This window comes from Syntrophomonas wolfei subsp. wolfei str. Goettingen G311, from assembly GCF_000014725.1.
In the GTDB taxonomy this organism is placed as follows: Bacteria; Bacillota; Syntrophomonadia; order Syntrophomonadales; family Syntrophomonadaceae; genus Syntrophomonas; species Syntrophomonas wolfei.
The window spans coordinates 306502-328542 of the sequence record NC_008346.1 but is presented as its reverse complement, the minus strand read 5'-3'; the positions used below and the strand labels follow the sequence as shown (position 1 = coordinate 328542).

Annotated in this window: 21 protein-coding genes and 1 other RNA gene; 5 read left to right on the top strand and 17 right to left on the bottom strand. The window is 46.9% G+C overall.

Annotated elements, in window-relative coordinates:
* Positions 1–76: 76 nt before the first annotated feature.
* The 15 genes from SWOL_RS01470 to SWOL_RS01405 form a co-directional block, all read right to left on the bottom strand.
* Entirely contained in the window at positions 77–874 is a 798-nt protein-coding gene (locus tag SWOL_RS01470; RefSeq protein WP_011639740.1) for a CPBP family intramembrane glutamic endopeptidase, read from the bottom strand.
* A 214-nt stretch (positions 875–1088) separates the two neighbouring features.
* Positions 1089–1544, bottom strand: coding sequence for a MarR family winged helix-turn-helix transcriptional regulator (locus tag SWOL_RS01465; protein ID WP_011639739.1), 456 nt, complete (start codon positions 1542–1544; stop codon positions 1089–1091).
* Positions 1545–1815: 271 nt separating this feature from the next.
* Positions 1816–1989: a hypothetical protein gene (locus tag SWOL_RS15345; protein ID WP_207635312.1), complete on the bottom strand. Its 174-nt coding sequence runs from the start codon at positions 1987–1989 to the stop codon at positions 1816–1818.
* Between the two features lie 384 nt (positions 1990–2373).
* Positions 2374–2725: a transfer-messenger RNA gene (gene ssrA / locus SWOL_RS13885) on the bottom strand.
* 75 nt (positions 2726–2800) lie between these two features.
* A complete protein-coding gene (gene smpB / locus SWOL_RS01455; protein WP_011639738.1) occupies positions 2801–3274 on the bottom strand; it encodes an SsrA-binding protein SmpB in 474 nt (157 codons plus the stop codon).
* A 267-nt stretch (positions 3275–3541) separates the two neighbouring features.
* Positions 3542–5659: a ribonuclease R gene (gene rnr, locus SWOL_RS01450; protein ID WP_011639737.1), complete on the bottom strand. Its 2118-nt coding sequence runs from the start codon at positions 5657–5659 to the stop codon at positions 3542–3544.
* A 226-nt stretch (positions 5660–5885) separates the two neighbouring features.
* Positions 5886–6437 carry an HD domain-containing protein gene (locus SWOL_RS01445; RefSeq protein ID WP_011639736.1) on the bottom strand — a complete coding sequence of 184 codons (552 nt, stop codon included), beginning with the start codon at positions 6435–6437 and terminating at the stop codon, positions 5886–5888.
* A 424-nt stretch (positions 6438–6861) separates the two neighbouring features.
* Positions 6862–7620, bottom strand: coding sequence for an alpha/beta hydrolase (locus tag SWOL_RS01440; protein ID WP_011639735.1), 759 nt, complete (start codon positions 7618–7620; stop codon positions 6862–6864).
* Between the two features lie 107 nt (positions 7621–7727).
* Positions 7728–7961, bottom strand: coding sequence for a preprotein translocase subunit SecG (gene secG, locus SWOL_RS01435; RefSeq protein WP_011639734.1), 234 nt, complete (start codon positions 7959–7961; stop codon positions 7728–7730).
* Between the two features lie 105 nt (positions 7962–8066).
* Positions 8067–9344: a phosphopyruvate hydratase gene (gene eno / locus SWOL_RS01430; protein ID WP_011639733.1), complete on the bottom strand. Its 1278-nt coding sequence runs from the start codon at positions 9342–9344 to the stop codon at positions 8067–8069.
* A gap of 61 nt (positions 9345–9405) precedes the next feature.
* On the bottom strand, positions 9406–10953 hold the full coding sequence (gene gpmI, locus SWOL_RS01425) for a 2,3-bisphosphoglycerate-independent phosphoglycerate mutase (protein ID WP_011639732.1): 1548 nt from the start codon (positions 10951–10953) through the stop codon (positions 9406–9408).
* Positions 10946–11743: a triose-phosphate isomerase gene (gene tpiA, locus SWOL_RS01420; RefSeq protein WP_011639731.1), complete on the bottom strand. Its 798-nt coding sequence runs from the start codon at positions 11741–11743 to the stop codon at positions 10946–10948. Before tpiA ends, gpmI begins: the two co-directional genes overlap by 8 nt.
* Entirely contained in the window at positions 11728–12996 is a 1269-nt protein-coding gene (locus tag SWOL_RS01415) for a phosphoglycerate kinase (protein ID WP_155814097.1), read from the bottom strand. The genes tpiA and SWOL_RS01415 overlap by 16 nt, the downstream gene beginning before the upstream one ends.
* Before the next feature lie 101 nt (positions 12997–13097).
* Positions 13098–14102 carry a type I glyceraldehyde-3-phosphate dehydrogenase gene (gene gap / locus SWOL_RS01410; RefSeq protein WP_011639729.1) on the bottom strand — a complete coding sequence of 335 codons (1005 nt, stop codon included), beginning with the start codon at positions 14100–14102 and terminating at the stop codon, positions 13098–13100.
* Positions 14102–15142, bottom strand: coding sequence for a sugar-binding transcriptional regulator (locus SWOL_RS01405; protein ID WP_011639728.1), 1041 nt, complete (start codon positions 15140–15142; stop codon positions 14102–14104). The genes gap and SWOL_RS01405 overlap by 1 nt, the downstream gene beginning before the upstream one ends.
* Positions 15143–15386: 244 nt before the next feature.
* Here SWOL_RS01405 and SWOL_RS01400 point away from each other — a divergent pair, with 244 nt between their 5' ends.
* The 5 genes from SWOL_RS01400 (at position 15387) to SWOL_RS01380 (ending at position 19309) form a co-directional block, all read left to right on the top strand.
* The gene (locus tag SWOL_RS01400; RefSeq protein ID WP_011639727.1) at positions 15387–15719 is read left to right on the top strand and encodes a hypothetical protein; all 333 of its coding nucleotides are present in this window, start codon (positions 15387–15389) and stop codon (positions 15717–15719) included.
* A gap of 94 nt (positions 15720–15813) precedes the next feature.
* Positions 15814–16230, top strand: coding sequence for a MarR family winged helix-turn-helix transcriptional regulator (locus SWOL_RS01395; RefSeq protein ID WP_011639726.1), 417 nt, complete (start codon positions 15814–15816; stop codon positions 16228–16230).
* A 159-nt stretch (positions 16231–16389) separates the two neighbouring features.
* Entirely contained in the window at positions 16390–17529 is a 1140-nt protein-coding gene (locus tag SWOL_RS01390) for an acyl-CoA dehydrogenase (protein ID WP_011639725.1), read from the top strand.
* Positions 17530–17572: 43 nt separating this feature from the next.
* Positions 17573–18349 carry an electron transfer flavoprotein subunit beta/FixA family protein gene (locus SWOL_RS01385; protein WP_011639724.1) on the top strand — a complete coding sequence of 259 codons (777 nt, stop codon included), beginning with the start codon at positions 17573–17575 and terminating at the stop codon, positions 18347–18349.
* A complete protein-coding gene (locus SWOL_RS01380; protein ID WP_011639723.1) occupies positions 18350–19309 on the top strand; it encodes an electron transfer flavoprotein subunit alpha/FixB family protein in 960 nt (319 codons plus the stop codon).
* A gap of 158 nt (positions 19310–19467) precedes the next feature.
* Here SWOL_RS01380 and rpoN read toward each other — a convergent pair whose 3' ends face one another.
* A complete protein-coding gene (gene rpoN, locus SWOL_RS01375) occupies positions 19468–20853 on the bottom strand; it encodes an RNA polymerase factor sigma-54 (protein WP_011639722.1) in 1386 nt (461 codons plus the stop codon).
* Positions 20854–21011: 158 nt separating this feature from the next.
* Positions 21012–21959, bottom strand: a complete 948-nt coding sequence (gene whiA / locus SWOL_RS01370; RefSeq protein ID WP_011639721.1) for a DNA-binding protein WhiA — start codon at positions 21957–21959, stop codon at positions 21012–21014.
* Between the last annotated feature and the right edge of the window lie 82 nt (positions 21960–22041).

Genomic DNA, 22041 nt, shown 5'->3' with positions numbered 1-22041 from the left:
CTTAAACGGTCAGTTCAATATGGGCGCTATCCATACACACCTTCAATCCATGGACCGCTGGATCGCTCATTATTCCTCATCCCGAACACTCTTTACTAATAAGGATTTGGTCTGATCGCATTCCATAAGCTTTTATTCTATAGGCTCTTATTCCCAGCCCAACAGCTAAATACAAAATTGAAGCAATGATTCCATTGATAGGGGAAACCAGTATTTCTTTTCCGACAGCAATGCTGATATAACCTGATATAACTAACAAATTTATAAGTGAATCCTCCACCGTATGCAATATAACACAGGGCCAGACTGACTTTGTTACCCGGAAAAGTTCAGTAAACATCACCGTCCAGCATAAGAAAGTGGTAAAAGCAACGACAACATAGATAGCCCGACTGACTGGCATTACCGCTTGTATATCTGCCTCCGGCAAAAAAACCAAATAATATGGAATATGCCATGCGGCCCACACACAGCCGACGATAAGATATAGCTTCCAGTCATTAAGATTTAGTTTGAGAAGTTGGGAAGTCAGATAACCGCGCCAGGCAGTCTCTTCAAAGATATCAATAATAAAATTAACGAACATAGTACTGCCAAACGCGACAATAAAAGGTCTGAGAGCAAATGCGGACAAGTCTATCCAATTCGTGGTTGCTCCAATTAGCATAACGATGGCTGTTACAACCGGGAAAATAAGAATCGAAGCCAGGTACCATTTTACATTGCCTTTAAAGTTCGGTTTTAAGCCAAGCTCTTTCCAACTGAACCGTGAAATTAAAATGATTACCAAGGCAGTCAGCATAGGTAATACCAACCATACACCCATACCAAGAGAATCACCTTCGGGCTGCTCGGTGAGGACAGAATCAACCAAGACCCCTAACCACCCGCTTATAATAACAATGGAAATAAATAACCCTAGATTTCGGATACCTTTTTTATTTATGCCAGCCCCTCCTCATATACTCGGCTTTACGCCATATAGTAAAACCGCACCATAGTTGTCTATACACAGCCATTTTTCTAGGGTTGGGTTTGAATCCTTGGCAAATTCTGATTTGGTTTTATCTCGATGACACGATAAACCCTTAGCTGTCGTTTGCATCATTATCTATCATCGTTGCAATATTTTTTTCAATCCTGGATAAGCCCTGATAAAAACCAGCGGTTAATTCAGCATCAAATCCATTGAAAATCTCCTCCAGGAATTCCAATTCCCTCTGATCGCGCCCGGCAAAGTATTCTATACACTTTGGCGTCCGTGCAATGCGAAGAGCTCGTGCATCGTTTTCATCTTTGGCTATGGTTACAAAGCCTCGTTCCTGCAGCACAGCCGCCATTCGCTTGGCATTTTGGCGAGAATAGCCAACATAGTTGGCTACTTCACTTATTGTCGGTGGTTCCTCGAATTTTGAAATACTTACTAGGAGCAACCACTGTTTAATGGTGATATTTTTATCAAATTTATCCCCAATCACCTGCAATTTGTTTGACAATGCAAATATCGTCCCGAAAATGTATGCCTTCTGTTCTAATTGATTCATAGTACAACCTCGCAAATTTAATTAAGGTAACATGTTACGTTTGCATTATATGCAACATGTTACCTAATGTCAACATCTTTTTGCTCATTCTTTAGCTTTACTGTCAAGATAGCACTCTTCAGAAAGAAACTATAAAATCCACACAACGGAATGGTAGCCAGCCCTGCGGATTAGTTGTTTATAATTATTAAACTTTAATTACCGTACCGTCATCAGCATCATGAATTATGACTTTATCAATGACTGCCAAGGCCTATAGTTTTTATACTTCTTATTTCACCGCCATACCGTACGCCGATATTTGGTGTTTGATACCCAGACCTGGAACCATAAAAACCGCCACACTCACCGCAAATGATTTTTGCCGAGAACGGGCTGTGACAGCTGACCGGCCTGCCGAGCCTTTTACGCCGTTCCATTTCAAGCTGCACCGTATCAAATTCATCAGGCTTAATAATGGCGGGATGGCTTGTTCTGCACATAGTATTGAGGAACCTCACCCTCGTTGACTTTGGTGGTTTTGGTGAGAAAATCCACCGTGAAGCTTTTGCAGCAGTGCGTCACCCTTATATTTTTCGTTAGTCAGAATGCTTATTATTGTAGCAACCTGCCAGGTTTTTTTCCCGGCTGGCAGGATACTGATCGATTACCCCTGCAAACTCCACGGAAAAATGCAGAGGTTATATCTTTTCATCGGTAAAATACCATACCACAAAACTATGTGATCCGCTCCGCCAAAGTGAAGAAACGGCCTTATTACTGGCTTTTCAGGGCAAAATAAAAACCACCTACCGATAAAATCCTTTTTATCAATAGATGGTAGATAATCTGGTGGAGGCGGGGGGAGTCGAACCCCCGTCCGCAAGAAAGACCAGCTGAGTATCTCCGAGCGCAGTCCGTGTTTTGAGCTTCGCCATCCGGGCGCCCGCGGACAGGCTCCCTTCAAGCTATCCCCGATTGTTTTCCCCATAAAACCCCTCGAGAAAGAAGGCTTAAGGGTACCCTAACTAAGTGACGCCCTGCACCAGGCCGTTAGGAAACCTGGCCGGACGAGCCGCTTAAGCGGCTAATGCAAAATTATCTTCTGCAGTTAATTTAAGTTTTCACCTTTTTAACGAGCTGGCGACAACTCGGCTCGCTGCTCAACCCATCTTATCCCCCGTCGAAACCAGTACGCCCCCATATTAATTAATACTGACTGCAAAAGCCATGATAAACCCTGTTATCCATAATGTCAAGGAACTGCCGGGCCAACCCTAAGCACGGTTCCTCTCTTTCAGGCTGCGCTCCATATCGCGCCAGGCATCGCGGCTGGCTATATCCTCGCGCTTGTCATAAAGTTTTTTCCCTACTGCTACCGCCAGATCCATTTTGGCCCGGCCTTCTTTGAAGTAAATCTTCAAGGGAATCAGGGTCAGGCCTTTTTCCCTCTGTAAAGCATACAGACGGTTTATTTCCCGCCGGTGCAAAAGTAGCTTTTTGGGCCGCAGAGGATCATGGTTGAACTGGTTGCCTTTGTCATAGGGGCTGATATGGAAATTATTGACCCAGATCTCCCCATCCTTAACCACAGCATAGGCATCGCGCAGGTTGGCTTTACCCATGCGCAGTGATTTGACTTCGGTCCCCACCAGTACCAGACCGGCTTCCAGGTTTTCTTTAATATGATATTCATAGCGGGCGCGGCGGTTGTCCACCACCGGCTTGATCCCTTTGCCCTTCTTGCCCATCTTTCACACCTCAAGCTATTAAAGATAAAACAAACCCTCGTCTCGGGCCAAAAGCTGTTGCTGAGACCAGGGTTTTTCTATTGCCTACGCTCTTATTATAGCTCAGATTCATCGCTTCCGTCAAGGCTACCCAGGGCTGAATGACAGGGGGACGGGCTTGTTGACACACTCCCTGGCACTCAGCCAAACCTCGATATGTCTATTAAGCATTATCGTTTCTGAGTGCCGGGATGAAAAAAGTTAGTAGGTATGGGAGGTGAAACGCTTTTACTCATCCTGGAGCAATTCAAAATCGATCTTGCCTTCATCCACATCCACTCTAACCAGTTGCACCCGAACTTGATCGCCGATAGCAAATTTTCTCCCGCTATGCCGGCCACGCAGAGTATAGGTACGATCACTAAACAGGTAGTAATCATCAGCTATGCTGGAGATATGCACCAGACCCTCTACGGTGTTTTCCAGGGCTACAAAAAAACCAAAGGCTTGCACGGAAGAGATGCGAGCTGAGAATTCATCACCTACAAACTGGGACATATATTGGGCCTTTTTCACATCCAGGAGCTCTCTTTCCGCCTCCTCGGCTTTCATCTCCTGCAGGCTGGATTGTTCTCCATAAATAGTCATCTTCTTTTCCAGGCTGCTCTTCTTACGGGTAGTCATACCCCCATCCAAAAGGCTGCTGAGCACCCGGTGAACTATAAGGTCGGGATAACGCCGGATAGGACTGGTAAAATGGCAGTAGTAGGGGGAAGCCAGACCAAAATGACCCCGGGGCTCGGGCAGATAGGAAGCATGTTTCATGGAGCGTAAAATCATCAAGGAAATCATTTGCTCCTCCGGCTGGCCTTTAATGTCAGCCAGTATCCCTTGAAAAAGCATGGGGCTGACTTTATGTCCTTTTATCTTATGCCCAAATACCGCCAACACCTTGTTTAACTCGCTTATAGCTTCTTCATCCGGTTTTTCATGGACCCGATACAAGACGGGAAGCCCCAGATTATGCAGGTGTTCCGCTACCACTTCATTGGCTTTTATCATAAAATCTTCTATCAGCATTTCACCCGGACCGCGCTCGGCTCTTTTGACTTCCAGGGGAAAACCCTCTTCGTCTACTATCACCTTGCTTTCGGGGAAATCAAAATCCAGCATCCCCCGATTTAAGCGGGAACGGCGCAGGATATCAGATAGTTCTTTCATCAGGAAGAAATCCTCTACCAGTTCCCCGTAGCGCTCCTTTAAAGCCGGGGGATTATCGGCCAGAATACGGTTTACATCACTGTAAGTCATGCGTTCATTTATCTGGATTACCGACTTTACGATCTCGTAATCCACTACCTGTCCCCAGGAATCAATATCCATTATACAGCTTATAGCCAGGCGCTCGACCTGAGGATTGAGGCTGCAAATATTATTGGATAATTCCACCGGCAGCATGGGCAGAACTTTATCTATCAGGTAAACACTGGTGCCGCGCTTAAAGGCTTCCCGGTCCAACTTGCAGTCTTCTTTAACATAATGGGAGACATCAGCAATATGCACCCCCAGCTTGTAGCCTTTCGAAGTTTTTTCAATGGAAACAGCATCATCCAGATCCTTGGCATCTTCACCATCAATGGTGACCATACGCCATTCCCGCAAGTCGCGGCGCCGGGATATCTCTTCCGCATTGACCTCAACGGCTACATTACGAGCTTCTTCCATCACATTGTCGGGAAACTCCAGGCGCAGACCATGTTTTTTGGCCAAAACTTTAAGATCAACACCCGCTTCTCCCTTGCGTCCCAACACTTCCACGATTTTACCCTCAGCCACCTTGTCCCGTTCAGGCCAGGAGCTGATCCTGACCAATACCTTGTCTCCTTCTTTGGCTTTCCATTTACGCGAGGCTTTAACATAGATAGGGTAAATCTGCCGGGAATCATCCGGAACCACCTGCAGCAGGTGGCGGCCTTTGGTAAAGGTCCCAACCAGTTCCCGGGTATTGCGGGCCAGGATTCTGATGACCGTACCCTCTGGTCGCTGACCATTATATCCCTTTTCCTGTATCCTTACCATCACCCGGTCATTATGCATAGCCCCGTTGAGCTTCTTGCCGTAGACAAATACCTCTCCAAGGCCTGCTTTATCAGGTACTAAAACGCCAAAGCCCTTTTTGCTGATATGGATTATCCCTTTGACCAGGTTCATCATTTCCGGCAGGCCAAATTTTCCGGCCCGGGTTTTAACGATCTCTCCCTCTTTCTCCAGTTTCCCCACGATCTTGCTGAATTTAATGTCTTCATCGACATCTTTGATGCCAAAAACCGCTTTTAGTTCATGGTAACTCAACGGCTTGTAGCTTTCTTTGTGCATACAATCGAGTATGCTATCCCTATTTATCATATATTCATTTATTCCTCCTGGTGTTTTTTCTAAAGTTGCCGACTCGATAATCCTGCTTTTTTTCCTGAATTCTGCACCGCCTTCCCTCCCGAGCTGGCGTAAAAATCTAATAATACAAATTTGGAACGACCAGGTGCTGAACTCTCACAAACAGCCAGCTTATCTCTCTTTTACTGCTATTATTCCCCGCCCTAATAAAAGTTAAAAATCTTGAGCGTTTTATTAATTAGAGTCCCAGCTGCGGGGCAATCTTTTTACAGCTTTCCAGGGCTATGCTTAGAAACTCATCCAACTCCAATCCCAGCTCAGAGCAGCTAGCCATCTGCTCTCGGCTGGCTCCCCGGGCAAAGGCTTTTTCCTTGAAGCGCTTCTTAAGAGATTTAAGCTGCACTTCCGCAAGTTTCTTATCCGGCCTTACCAGGGCTGCCGCAGTTATGAAGCCGCTTACCGGGTCGGCGGCATAAAGGGCTCGATCCAGCAAGCTCAGGCGCTCCAAGCCGTGCCTTTCGTTATGTACCTTCACCGCATAGACCACATCCGCAGGCAGGCCGTTTTCTTCCAGGATTTGAGCACCCAACAGCGAATGTTTTTCCAGATCGTCTACCGTAATATCATAATCAATATCATGCAGCAGTCCGGCCAGGGCGAATTCTTCCACATCTTCACCCAAGCTTTCCGCCAAACCCTGCATTATGGCTTCTACCGCCAGGGAATGATGGAAGAGATTTTCGTTATGCAGGTGCTTCTGCAATAATTCCAGAGCTTCCTCTCTTTGCATATTTCTTATCTCCTTTCTCAAAGCTAATTTCAGCAAATTTATCTTATGACTAGTGGAAAAATGAGGAGTGAGGGGTTCAAGTTATTTCCTACTACATCTTACTATTCAAACCCCTACTAACCTACTTTTCATCGGTGGTTGTGGCCTCCGGCCATGGGGGGTTAGTAAGAAAATAAACTTTTTGACGCTGAAGGACGCTGACCCTTCGGGCGCAGATTGACGCTGATAGACATAAGAAAAATATCTGCGTAAATCATATTGAATCTGCGTAAATCTGCGTCAAAAGAATACTGGAATCACTTTGCCTTGTTTTCATCGGTGGTTGCAGCCCCCGGCCATTTAGGGATTAGTGCGAGAAATAAGGGATAATGCGTAAACCTGAACCAGCCAGAAGAACCTTCCCCGTGGCAGGCGTAGCAGGTCTTCACCTCGTTATAAACTCGGCCAATTCGTGGGCAATTTTCTTCTTCTCTGGTCCCATGGTAGCAACATGTTCGGAATTCTCTAATTCCACCAGCCTTGCCTCCCTATGGCGAAGCTGTGCGGCCAAATACCTGCCACTTTCGCTTTTCACCACCTCATCATTTTGCGACTGCATTATAAGCACAGGAACTTTCAAATCTCCCAGCTCCCGCACCACCTGATTTCGCAATTCCATCATACTCTGAAAAGCGTGCAGGGGAAAGCAGTCGTAGGCGAACCTTCCCTCTGCTTCCAGTTGCCGCTGCCGTCCCTGCTCCTGCTTGGGCCAGTAAGGCCGGAATATTTTGATAAGAGGAGCCAGGGCGGTCGTCAGGGTGGAGCGCTGAAAAACGGGGGCGTTTATGGATGATACCCCACAGACGCCTGGTACATGAAGTCCGGAGTACAATGCCAGCAGTCCTCCCATGGAAAGACCCACCACGAAAACTTCGGCATATTCCTCCTGCAAATTCAATAATGCTGTTTTTACGGCGGCAAACCAGTCCTGCCAGCGGCAAAGGTTCAAGTCCTCCGGCCTGCTTCCATGGCCCGGCAATAGTAAGCCGCTTATGCTGCAAGCGCAGAGCTGATGCAGCAATTCCGCAACCGGGTAGAGCTCGGAAGGTGAAGCGGTAAAGCCGTGGATAAAGAGCAAGGCCACCCGGCTATCCCCTTTAAGAAAAAAAGGCTGAGCTTGTCTATGAATATGGGTACCGGACATAGCTAATTATTACCTCTACCCTTTCCACCCCGAATTTTGCAATAAGAAAAAGCAGGTAAGAATCCCTCACCTGCTGCTTTGCTGCCCTCTATTTTATTATTCCTGTCCTACTGGTTCATTATCGCCAGGGTTAGGGTCAAAATCATAAACAATACGGCAACATACGCGGTTATTTTGGCCAACAGGTCATCCAGGCCTTTTTTCTTTCCTCCAAAAATGGTCTCACCAGCTCCGGCAATGCTTCCCGAAAGGCCTGCACTCTTCCCCGACTGCAGGAGAATAGTGGAAATCAGCCCCAGAGCGCAGATTACTTGCAGGATCAGGATAATAGTTTTTAACACGGGTACACCTCCAATTAATTCGGCATCCTTAAGAACTGGATATTATTTTATCACAAGGAGTTGACAAAAAACAAGCGCCTTCTGTCTTCCGTCACGACTTCTCTGCTAGCGTTTAAAAGCCTTTATGCCCCGGTATACGGCGAAGACATCCAGTTCCTCCTCGATCCGCAGCAGTTGGTTATACTTGGCTACCCGGTCACTACGAGCCGGAGCACCGGTCTTGATCTGCCCGGCATTGGTAGCCACGGCAATATCAGCAATAGTAGAATCCTCCGTCTCCCCCGAGCGGTGCGATATTACACAGGTGTAGCCGGCTCTCCTGGCCATTTCAATAGTATTCAGGGTTTCGCTTAAGGTGCCGATCTGGTTCACCTTAATGAGAATACTGTTGCAAACTCCCTCTTCTATCCCCCGCGCCAACCTCTGGCTATTGGTAACAAAGAGATCGTCACCTACCAGTTGTATTTTCGAGCCCAAACGCTCAGTAAGCTGTTTCCAGCCATCCCAATCATCCTCCGCCAGGCCATCTTCCAGGGATATAAGGGGGTATTTTTCAAGCATTTGGGCATAGAAATCAACCATTTCGGAGGAAGACAATACCTGCCCGCTGCTGGCCAGGTGATACTTGCCATCTTTGAACAGCTCGGTGGCGGCGACATCCAGGGCCAGGTTAATATCACTTCCCGCCTGGTATCCTGCAGCGGCAATGGCTTCCAGGATCAGGTCCAGGGCGGCCTCATTGGAGGGCAGGTTGGGCGCGAATCCGCCCTCATCGCCAACTCCACTGCCCAGTCCCTTATTATTTAAAACCTTTTTCAGGCTGTGATAGACTTCAACCCCCATACGCAAGCCTTCGGCAAAATTAGGTGCTCCGCTGGGAACGATCATGAATTCCTGGATATCCACATTATTATCCGCGTGTTTTCCGCCATTTAATATATTCATCATAGGTACCGGAATCTCCCGGGCGTTTACCCCGCCGATGTATTGATACAGCGGAATAGCCAGGTGGGTAGCGGCGGCCCGGGCGGTAGCTAACGACACCCCCATTATGGCATTGGCCCCTAATTTAGCTTTGTTCGGTGTATTATCTAAATCAATCATCAGCTGGTCTATATCGATCTGCGCAGTGGCATCCATGCCGATGACTTCCGGCGCAATTATCATATTCACATTGTCTACCGCCTGTAATACCCCTTTGCCCAGGTATCTTTTGCTGTCGCCGTCTCGGAGTTCCACGGCTTCATGGGCTCCGGTAGAGGCACCCGAAGGCACTATGGCTCGTCCCATAGTCCCATCTTCCAGGAATACCTCCACTTCTACGGTGGGATTCCCGCGGGAATCCAATACTTCGCGCGCAAATACATCCACTATGGTACTCATCTTTTCGCTTCCTTTCCTCCTGTGTTACTATTTATTCCCTCATTCCCTCACAGCTTACCCCTCACGCCTCACCCCTTAAAAGGGATTTCCCGGTCATTTCTGCTGGAACCGGCAAATCTAAAAGCTCCAGGATGGTAGGGGCAATATCCGATAAAATAGCATCATCCCGCAGCTGGCAATCAATATGTCCATCTGAAACCAGAATAAAAGGTACCTTTTCGCAAGTATGAGCAGTAAAGGGATTCCCTGTTTGCGGACAGACCATCATCTCACAATTGCCGTGGTCTGCCGTTATCAGAGTTATCCCCCCTTTCTCCCGCACCAGCCTTACCACCTCTATCATAGATTCATCCACCGCTTTAACTGCCTTGACGGCGGCTTCCAATATACCGGTATGGCCGACCATATCGGGATTGGCATAATTCATTATTACTACATCATAGAAATCCCGCTCTATTTCCTGTATAACCCGTTTGCTTACTTCCGGGGCACTCATTTCCGGCTGCAGGTTATAAGTAGCCACTGCGGGCGAAGGAATCAGAATTCTATCTTCCCCCGGGTTGGCTGCTTCCACACCACCATTAAAGAAAAAAGTAACATGGGCGTATTTTTCCGTCTCGGCAATGCGCAACTGCTTTAGACCAGCGGCGGCCAGCACCTCCCCCAGGGTATTCTCCAGATTCTGCGGGGGGAAGGCCACCGGAGCCTCGATAGTGGCATCATATTGGGTCAGGCAAACAAAGAAAACCTCGGGCCGGACTTTTCTCTTACAAGAGTGCAGTTCTCTGTCCGTGAAAGCCCGGCTTATCTGCCGTGCCCGGTCCGCCCGGAAATTAAAAAATATTATGCTGTCTCCGTCCTCGATTAATCCTAAAGGCTCGCCCTTTTCATCTATTATCACTACCGGTTCCATGAATTCATCGCTCAACCTGGCTTCATAACTGTTCTGCAGAGCCGCAAAAGCATTGGGGGCCTTCCGGCCCTCCCCTAAAACCATAGCATCATAAGCTTTTTCTATCCTATCCCAGTGCTTATCCCGGTCCATGCCATAAAACCTGCCACCCAGAGTAGCCATCTTTCCCACTCCGAGTCGCTGCATTTTTTCCTCCAGTTCCGCTATATACTTGCCCGCCGTTTGGGGCCCCACATCCCGGCCATCAAGGAAGGCATGTACGAAGACTTTTTCCACCTGCTGTATCTGACACAGGCGCAACAAGGCATAAATATGCTCGCTGTGGCTATGTACCCCTCCATCTGATAGTAAGCCCATAAGGTGAACAGTTCCATTTTTTGCACGAGCAGAATTAAGGGATGCTAAAAAAACCGGATTGGAAAAGAAGGAGCCATCTTCTATAGCATTACTGATACGGCTTATCTCCTGGAATACGATGCGGCCTGAACCTATGTTCAGGTGCCCCACTTCGGAGTTGCCCATTTGCCCGGCCGGTAAGCCTACATCTTTACCAGAACAAGCCAAAAGGGTAGACGGGTATTTCGTTTGCAAACTGCAAAAATGTACGGGGTTGGCCAGGCTGATAGCATTGTCGCTACAGGCTGCCCGGTTGCCCCATCCATCGAGAATCATCAAAACCAGTGGTTTTTTAGGCATTGCTGCTCAACCTCACTATTCGGGCCAAAGATTCAGCTTGCAGGCTGGCCCCGCCGATCAGAGCCCCATCCACATCCGCTTCTCCCAAAAATTCGGCAATATTTTCCTCTTTAACGCTGCCTCCATATATGATTCTGGTTAAATCAGCTTCTTCCCGGCTATAGATTTTCTCCAGACAGCTACGGATAAAAGCAATCATCTCCTGGGCATCGTCACTGCTGGCGTTAACTCCGGTACCAATAGCCCAAACCGGTTCATAAGCTACCACCAGTTTCTCCCCGGAGAGCTTGATATCCTTCAGGCATTTGACCAGCTGCTCCTTCACTACTTCCCGGGCCCTATCTTTTTCCCTCTCCTGCAGGGTTTCCCCCACACAGAGCAGGGGAATAATTCCTGCCTCCACAGCTGCCTTGACTTTACGGTTTATTATATTATTGCTTTCTCCCATTATCTGCCGTCGTTCGGAATGCCCCAGAATCACATAACTGCAAGCGGCGTCCAACAGCATGGATGGGGAAATCTCCCCGGTATAAGCTCCCTTTTCTTCCCAGAAGGCATTTTGGGCGCCCAGTTTAACCCCGTAATCTTCCGTGATAGATTTTAATGTACTTAAAGTCGTAAATGGAGGACAAATCACGATCTCCGGTCGCTCGTTACTGTTGGCATCCGGGATCAGTTGTAAAAACTCCCGGGCAAAATCTTCGGCCTCCCGGATACTTTTATTCATTTTCCAATTGGCGGCAATTAATCTCCGGCGCAGAAAATCCCCTCCCTTTAACTTTTTTCCCACAAGGGCGCTCCCTGGCCCAACTCGGCTCCAATTCCGCGGGCTGCTTTCTCCTGGCAGGCAGCCACTCCGGGAAGCCTTATTCCTTCCAGAAACTCCAGGGTAGCTCCCCCGCCGGTGGAAATATGGGTAATACCTTCTTCCAAGCCCATATCATGTACTATAACTGCCGTGTCTCCTCCACCGATTACGCTTACCGCAGAAGAGCGGGCTATAGCACGGGTTATCTCCTCGGTTCCCCGGGCAAAGTTCGGGTATTCATATACCCCCAGGGGACCATTCCATACAATGGTCGAAGCCTTCTCAATATATTTCTTAAAAAGCTCTATGCTTTGCGGCCCTATATCCAGAATCATCAATTCCGCAGGAACATGATCAATATCCACGATTTGCCCCGGGGCCTCAGCTGATAATTCCGGGGCTACGACCGCATCCAACGGCAGGATTAGACTCACATTTTTCTTTTCGGCCTCTTCTACCAAACCCCGGGCCTGTTCCAGCAGGTTATCTTCGCAGATTGATTTTCCTATAGTTTTTCCCAGGGCCTTTAAAAAGGTATTGGCCATACCCCCGCCGATTAGTATTACATCCATTTTTTGCAGAAGATTACCAATTAAGCCCAGTTTATCCGCTACTTTGGCTCCACCCATTATAGCCATCCTTGGGCTCTGCGGGTTTTCCAGAACCTTTTCCAGCATTTCCACCTCTTTTTCCATCAAAAACCCGGCATAACAGGGTAAATAATCCGCTATGCCGGCAGTTGATGAATGAGCCCGGTGCGCCGTGCCAAAAGCATCATTAACGAAAATATCACCCAGGGACGCCAGTTCCCGGGAAAAGGCGGGATCATTCTTCTCTTCTTCCGCATGAAAACGCAGGTTTTCTAAAAGCAGTACTTCCCCATCCTGCAATCCCCTTGCAGCCTGCGCTACTTCCGGACCAATACAATCATGGGCCATGTATACCGGTGCTGCCAGTAACTGCCCCAAGCGGGAAGCCAGGTTTTTCAGGCTGTATTTTTCATCTATCTTACCATTGGGTCGACCCAGGTGGCTCATAAGAATGAGCCGCCCGCCTTGAGCCAGAACATGTTCAATACTGGGGAGTGCGGCCCTCATCTTGGTATCGTCAATAATATTGCCTTCTTTATCTGTGGGTACATTGAAATCCACCCGCATTAAAACCCTTTGGCCTTTTAGTTCGAGCTCTTTTAGACTACGCAAGCAACATACCTCCAAATCGAATTTTGACTCCATTGCAAAACCCCTTTTGTTGCATAAGGGTTGCATAAATATACAAAGCGAGCGTTGACAAAGCATGGATGCAACACCCGGCGAAGGGGACATATTTCGCCTCGTTACAGCCCTTTAGCTGCTAAATAAGCTACCATATCAACCACCCGGGCCGAATAACCCCATTCATTATCATACCAGGCAATAACCTTGGCCAATCTATCACCCATTACCATGGTCAAGGGTCCATCTACGATAGCGGAATGTTCATCTCCGCGGTAATCTATGGAAACCAGCGGCTCTTCTTCATAACGCAAATAGCCCTTCAGGTAACCCTCACTGGCCGCCTTGAAGGCCTGGTTAATTGCTTCAGCCGTGGCCGGCTTCTCCAGTTCCAGGGTAAAATCCAACAAGGAAACATCCGGAGTGGGAACCCTTACCGCCAAACCATCCAGTTTCCCCTCCAGTTCAGGCAAGACCAGGCCCAGGGCACTGGCAGCTCCGGTGGTCGTAGGAATCATAGACAGCCCTGCCGCTCGGGCCCGGCGCAAATCATCATGCTCCAAATCTATAACCCGCTGGTCATTGGTATAGGAATGTACCGTATTAATCAAGCCTTTATTAATTCCAAACTCATCCAACAGCACTTTGGCCACGGTAGCCAGGCAATTAGTAGTACAGGAAGCATTTGATACCACATCGAATTCTGGCCGGTATTGCTCGTGATTTACTCCCATGACCATAGTCAACTCCACCCCTTTACCAGGTGCAGTAATAACTACTTTTTTGGCCCCGGCCTGCAGGTGCTGGGCGGCCTTTTCCCGAGTACGAAAGGCCCCACTGGCTTCTACCACTACTTCTGCTCCTAATTCCTTCCAGGGTAGTTGCCGGGGGTCCTTTTCCGATAAATACCTGACTTTTTGTCCATTGAGCATCAAATATTCACCATCAATTGCTACCTGTCCTTTGAACTCTCCGTGAACCGAATCATATCTAAAAAGATGACTGCTGGTTTTAATATCTCCCAGTCCGTTAACGGCCACAATTTCTACGTCTTCTCTCTGCAATGCAATCCGACCTACCAGCCTCCCTATACGCCCAAAACCGTTGATCGCAACCTTGACTGCCATTACCCATCATCCTTCCCATTGTTTTCTTCTATAATTTTTCTTGCCGCTCCTTCGTCGGTTATTAACACACTCTCGTGCTGATGACTTAAAACGGCTTTGATGGCATCAGCTTTGTTCTTGCCTCCAGCTACCGCAGCGATAATCCCGATATTCTGCAAATCAGGGAATTCCAGCCCTATTCCCGGCACTTCATAGACTATTTTGCCCTTTTTATCAAAATAATATCGAAGAGCTTCTCCAATTGCTCTCTTTTCTTGCAAATAATCAATTTCCTCAGAAGCCAATCCTCTACGGTTAGCCATTTCCATAGCTGAGCCTATACCATGCAAGAGAATATCGCTGTTCTTTATGGCTTGAACTACCGTCTTAATATGTACATCATTTTTCAATATCTCCACCGTACTCTCCTCCAGGTTATCAGGTATATGTAAAAGGCGATATTGGGCACCAATAGCCCCTGCAATCCGGGCGGCTATCACCCCGGCCTGCTGTTCCATTTCCTCCCCCAGCCCACCGCGGGCCGGTACTACCAGAACATCTCTGGCATTGATACCATCACCAAAAGCTGTAACCATTTCCGCCAAAGTACTTCCCCCGGTAACGGCTACCGTACAGCCAAGATACAAGTTTCTCTTGAGAAAGCGGGCGGCGGCTCGGCCTAAATCCCGTTTAGCCAAATAATCATCCTGCGAATCCCCTGGAACAATAATAACTTCTGTGAGATTAAACATTTGTTTAATTCTTTCAGCTAAAGTTTGTATGCCAAAAATATAGGGTATTAGTTCATCTATATCACTTAATAGTTCTTCACCATATGCCGTTAGATAGATGCCTGCAGCAGTGAAATAAACCGCTCCCCGCGATCTCAGCAGTTCCATCTCGCTTCTTACCATTCTCTCACTAAGCCCCAACTCTTTACCCAATTGTCTTCTTCCCACTGGTTGGTGGTGAAGTATCTGTCGCAACAAACGATACCTTGTTTCCATAATCTCCAGGCTTTCCGGAGCAAAACGCTGTATGATGGTAAAAAGTCTATCCATAATCTATCCTTTTCCAAGTTTATTCCGGGACCCAAATTAGTCTTAGGGACAAAATTGTCCCGTTGCAAATGCAATTTTTTTGCGAATATTCTTTTTTAATATTATATCATAATAGGATAAAATGATGCACATTTGAAAAAACCTACCCGTTGCAAGAGCCTTCCGAATTTTCCAAAATAAAGCTAGCCAAAGCAGGATTCTATTGTAAAATAATAAATAGGGTAATCTAAGGGGGAATTTCAAATTGAAAGATAGTGATTTTCAGAACCTGGTGATTGAACAATTATCGCAAATAAATTGCCGCTTGGATAAACTGGATGAGGGACAGGCTAAGCTCGAAGCTGGCCAGTCTAAGCTCGAAGCCGGTCAAGCCAAGCTCGAAGCCGGCCAGTCTAAATTGGAAGCCAGACAAGCTAAACTCGAAATCCAGGTAACTAAACTCGAAACCCAGGTAAAAAAAATACAAAAAGATGTTAACGTTATCAAGCGGGATTTAAAAGGTGTTTGGTCTGATATTGGCCGTCTGGATAAGCGTTTAACTTCTCAAGAAGACGAGATTGACTCTCTAAAAAGGTAAAGCGACTGCTATATCGAAGCCCCCGCCCTACTTTTGTCGTAACATATATAAAGTATAAAGCAGTTTGGGTTACTAATGAAAGGAAGTTACGAAGATGGAACTTGATCAATGCCTGAATTTTGTTCTCACCAAGGCTCAACAATCTGTTCATCAACTTTTTAAAGCTGAGCTAATACCCCACGGGGTAACCCCTGGACAGTATTCCGTTCTCAAGTGCCTTTGGAAAGATAACGGTCAAACCGTAAAGCAACTGGCAGAACACCTCTACCTGGACAGTTCAACCGTCACCGGTATTCTCGACCGTATGGAACAAAAAGGACTGATCAAGAAAACAGCCGATCCTAAAGACCGGCGAGCCTTACAAGTCTTATTAACGGAAAAGGGTCAGGCCCTCGAAGAACCTTTGAGCCAGGCCATCCTTAATGCCAACAAAAAAGCCCTGCAAGAAATGAATGACAAAGAATACGAATCTCTTAAAGAACTTCTACATAAACTAAGCCCCGGCAACTAATCCGGGGCTTTTTGTCGAATTAAGAAAAAATGATTGGTATACAAACTAATGGTTGACAACATATATTTCTGGTTTTACAATGCATACAAAGGCAGACCTTGGTTTAGAGTAAGTCATTCGACCCTTGGCTTATTCAAAAAAGAAAGGAGTTGGATTTTAATGGATTTCAAATTGAGTGAAGAACAAGAATTGATCAGGGAAAACATAAGAGAGCTAGTCAAAAAGTACCTGGACCCCATTGCGGTAGAAATCGATGAGTCCAGTCGCTACCCGGCTGAAGTTATTGAGCAATTGGCAGCAGGCGGATGGATGGGTATGCCTTATCCGGTTGAGTATGGCGGAGCCGGTTTAGATTATGTCAGCTATGCCATGGTTATCGAAGAAATATCCCGTTCCTGTGCGGCTACCGGTTTTACCGTATCCTGTCACACCTCCCTGGCCAGCGGCCCCATCTTCAATTTTGGGAATGAAGAGCAGAAGCAAAAATACCTGGTTCCCCTGGCCAAAGGCCAGCACATCGGAGCTTTTGCGGTGACCGAACCGGGAGCAGGCACTGATGTCGGAGCAGCTACTACTACTGCCACTTTAGACGGTGATAGCTATGTACTCAACGGAATTAAAACCTTTACTTCCAACGGCCCAGTTGCTGATACTTTTGTGGTTTTTGCCTTTACTGACAAATCCCTGGGAGGCAAAGGAATGAGCGCCTTTATTATCTCCAAGGATAATCCCGGTCTTAAAGTAGGACAACATTTTTATAAAATGGGCATAAGAGCTTCCCAGACTTCGGAAATTATTTTAAAAGACTGCCGGGTTCCCCGGGAAGACTTGCTGGGCAAAGAAGGGCAGGGGTTGCAGATAGCCATGTCCTCTTTTGACCATGGCCGTATCGGCATTGCTGCCCAAGCCGTTGGTATTACCCAGGCTGCTCTGGACGAGTCCATAAGCTATTCCAAACAGCGAGTGCAGTTTGGCAAACCCATATCCAAAAACCAGGCCATTCAGTGGATGATTGCCGACATGGCTACCGATATTGCCGCCGCGCGTTTCCTCTATTCCTATGCCGCTTTCTTAAAAGATCAGAAACAACCTTTTAGCAAGGAGGCTGCCATGGCCAAGGTTTTCGCTGCGGAAATGTCTACTCGTCATACTTCCAAGGCGGTGCAGATCCACGGGGGATATGGTTATATTAAAGGTCAGAAAGTTGAGCGCCTGATGCGCGATGCCAAAATTACCGAAATATACGAGGGTACCTCAGAAGCCCAGCGTATGGTTATAGCAGGAAATCTTTTACGCTAAGCCTTGGATTATGAGCCTGGGATTAAGAAACGAGGTGTTTTTTATGCCCCGAATTATTGCTTGTTATAAATGGGTGGTTGACGAAGCTTATATAAGAACCGACAGCTCGCCAGAGCTGGATTTGGAATATGCCGATAAGAAAATGAGCGACTATGACCGCAATGCCATTGAAGAAGCCATGCAGCTCTATGAAAAATATGGTGGCAGCGTGGCAGCCATTACCGTAGGTCATCCTGACGATACCAAGGGAGTTAAGGATGCCCTCTCCCGCGGCCCGGAAAAGGCCTATTTTATTAATGACCCCTCTTTTGAGAATTTGGAGCCGGCGCAAACCGCAGTTATTTTAGCTGATGTCATCACTGCAAAAACAGAATATGACCTGATCATCTGCGGAGAGGGATCGAGCGACCTTTATGCCCAGCAAGTAGGCCCGCGCCTGGCTGAACTTCTCGATATTCCATGCGTTACCATGGTAAGCAAGATAGATTTGGCAGGGGAGCAGCTCATTGCCGAGCGCAAAGTAGATGACGGTATCGAAACTGTTTCGCTAAGCCTGCCTGCTCTTTTAACGGTATTGCCCGATATTAATTCCCCGCGAATACCCGGACTCAGAGATACCCTGGCGGCTTCCAAGAAACCAGTAATCGAAATCGTTAAAGATGAACTGTCTGGAAATTTTGCACCCTGTCTGCAAGTCCTGGCCAGCTTCAAAGCCAATATGGAAAGAAACGGGCAGAAACTAAGCGATGAGGCCGCAGATATCATGCTTCTGCTAGATACTCTTCAAAGCAAGGGACTAATTGCTCGGGGGGTGAAATAGATGGCGGGAATTTGGATTTTTGCTGAAGACTACGAACATAATCTCGAACTGATACAGGGGGGAAAGGAACTGGCCCAAAAGCTGGCCGGTAAAATCGTGGTTATCCTTCCCCATAATTCAGGGAATGATGAAAAAGCCCATGACTGTATTGCCCGTGGTGCCGATGAGGTACTCTATCTTCCTCCCCTGGCCAAAGATGAGGATTTTATGGCTTGTATTCCGCTAATAGTTGCCGAAGTTTTACAGGAAAAACCCGATATTTTCCTTATCGGTTCTTCTTTACGTGGAAAAGAACTGGCAGCCCGGATTGCCGCCCGTTTAAACACCGGTTTGTGCAGTGACTGTATTTCTCTAGAACTAAGTAATGACGACCAGAGTTTGGTAATGGAGCGGCTTATCTTTGGTGGTGCAGCGGTGCAAAGGGTTGTTATACCCACCCGCCCCCAGATGGCCACCATTCCTCCCCGTCTCTTTAGCCCTGCCGCTGTGCAGGAGGGAAGAACAGGGAATATACGGGAACTGCCACCTGCGCCTCCATCAAGAGTAAAAATTCTGGGGAAAAAGACCCGAACCCATGAAGCTGCTGCCCTTACTGAGGCTAGAATACTGCTCTGCGTGGGCCGGGGAGTAGAAAAGGAAGAAGACCTTTCCCTCGTGCGGGAACTGGCTGATCTACTGGGGGCAGAAATAGGCTGTACCCGCCCTATTTCCGATGAGATGCATTGGCTGCCGGAAGAATGCTGCATAGGTCTTTCGGGAATACAGGTTAAACCGGAGCTTTATATCGGCATCGGTGTTTCCGGTCAGATTCAGCATATTACCGGTATCCGTGATGCCCGCATCATCTGTTCCATAAACAATGATGAAAACGCTCCCATATTCGCTGTCTCCGACTATGCTATTCAAGGAGACCTCTATAAAGTTCTTCCCCTAATGATTGAAGGACTGAAGAAGTCATAATATTAGAACGAAAAAAGAGTGCTTCCTGTCCCATTAAAGGGACAAGAAGCACTCTTTTTCTCTGTGTTTCGCGTCTGATGACCGTTACGTCCTCAGATTTCCGCCTTCTGTCTTCCTTCTCCCGACGACTGACGCCTGACGATCGATGACTTTTCTTACTAAAACCTTTTGCGTGCAGTGGTAGCCGGGATACCCATTTCCTGACGGTATTTGGTCACGGTCCGGCGAGAAATACGATAACCCCGTTTCTTCAGGAGCTTGGCAATGGCTTCATCACTCAAGGGCTTTAAGCTATCTTCCTCGGCAATAATCTCCTCTACCTTGCGTTTAATACTCTTGCTGGAAACCTTCTCTCCACCATAACAAGACTCCAAACCAGCCCCAAAAAAATACTTCAATTCAAATAAGCCCTGTGGGGTTTGAATATACTTGTTGGTAGTGGCACGGCTGACTGTTGATTCATGCACATCAACTATTGTTGCCACTTGCCGGAGATTAAGCGGTTTTAAATACTCGATACCTTTGTCCAGGAATTCGCTTTGGATATCAACAATACAACGGGCCACTTTATACAGAGTCATACGCCTCTGTTCTATACTGCGAATAAGCCATATCGCCGAACCCATTTTATCCTCCATATATTTTTTAGTATCCTGGGGAAAGGAATCAGGTTGACGCAGGATGTTTTCATAGAGATGGTTGACCATCAAACGGGGAAAGTGGAAATCGTTAACAATTATTATGTACTCACCCTCCACTTTTTCCACAAATACATCGGGAATTATATATTTAATTTCATCAGTATTGCTATACTGCAATCCGGGCCGGGGATCCAGGGTTCGGATCAAGTCCGATATTTCCTGAACCTGGTGAACTGGAACCGTAAGGGCCTGAGCTATTTTATTTAACCTGCCCCGGGCCAGGTCATCCATGTGCTGTTCAATAATTATCCGAGCCAGAAAACTCTCCTTGCCATAATGCTTAAGTTGCAGCAGAAGACATTCCGGCAGGTCCCGAGCCCCAACACCGTGGGGATGAAAAGAATGAACCATCTCCAGAACTTCCTCTACCTGTTCCAGGCTCACCTCCAAATGAGATGCCAGTTCCTTTAAATCGATACCCAGGTAGCCATTCCTATCAATACTGCCAATTAAATAGTTCCCTATTGCCAACTCATCCCGATTCTTGCAGCTCAAACGCAGCTGGAATTCAAGATGTTCATAAAGGCTGGGTCGCCGGGCAAAAAAGTTTTCAAAGGACTTCTCTGTTTCTGCTTCTCTACTTAAAAAGCCAATATCCCGGTCATTGTAGTATTCAAGCCAATCTTCCAGTTTGCTTTCGCTGTTATCAGCAGCCTCCTTTTCGTAGTCCCCGTTTTCCTCAGCCTCTTTCTCCTCTAAAAAAGGGTTCTCTTCCAGCTCTCTTTGAATATACTCGTTTAATTCCAGGGTGGACATCTGTAATATTGCAATAGCCTGACGCAATTCAGGCGTCATCAGTAGCTTTTGTTGCTGCTGAATAGAAATATCCTGGACTAATTTCATATCTTGTCTCCCCTTATATCTCTCTAGCTCTATATCTATCTATAATTAAGTATAATACTCCCCTGTAAAAACCCTATTTAACTATAAAAAATATTCTCCACCAAGCGGATAATATCCTGCCTTTCTTGCACAATAATAGCTTAACGAAAATGGAAGTTTTAGTCTTCCTGTAGTATCTCCTTCACTGATTCCTCCAGTTTTCGCATCCGGTAGGCCACTCCTGACTTGCTCAAGGGCGGATCTAATAAATCCCCCAGTTCCTTTAAACTGGCATCAGTATAGCTCATCCTCATTTCCGCCAAATCCCGCAAATTTCCCGGGAGAATTTCTAAACCTTGTTCTTCCAGCAGTCTCTTAATAAGTTCAATTTGCCGCAGTGAGGCATCAATGGTCTTACTAAGATTGGCCGTTTCACAATTGACCTGACGGTTGACATTATTGCGTACAGATTTGATAATACGAACATTTTCAAAGTTAAGTAAAGCTCTGCTCGCCTCCACCACTCGTAAAAAATCTACGATTTTTTCACTTTCTTTGAGATAGACGACCAAATAGTTTTTTCTCTCCACCAGCCCAGGTTCCAGGGCAAATTTATCCAGCATTTTCTGCACAGCCAAAGCCATTCGGCTATCATTCAAGACCAATTCCAAATGGTATTCTCCTTCGGGACGATTAATGGAACCGCGGCTTAAGAATATCCCCCGCAAATAAGCCCGCTTGCAGCATGTCCGCCCAAGCAGCGAGCGGTTAAGCACTGGAGTTGTTTCCTTTTCCCGGAGCAGGAGAATCTCTTCCAGCTCTTTATTCAAAGCCTCATCTTCTCCGTCCAGGAGAACATTAACTTCATATATTCGTTTTCTTTTAAATCTCTTTTGTTCTAATGCCTTAAACGTTGATGGTATTTGATAATTCTCTTTTAGCAGAGTAATGATTTTCCTGGCGGTTGCTGCGTTGTCTGCTTGCACTTTTAGAATGCGCCGGCCATCTTCGCCTACAACAAGATCTCCGCTGATGGCCAGCAATGCTGCCAGCTCTGCCTTGCGGCAACATTCCTTCTCCGGAATAATCCGGGCCAGTTCATTTCTAACATCACTGGAAAAACTCATATCTGCTCCTTTTTCCCGATTACGACTCCACTGTAAAACTCCTTTTGTTGCATAATAATTGTATAAATATATAAGCTTTACC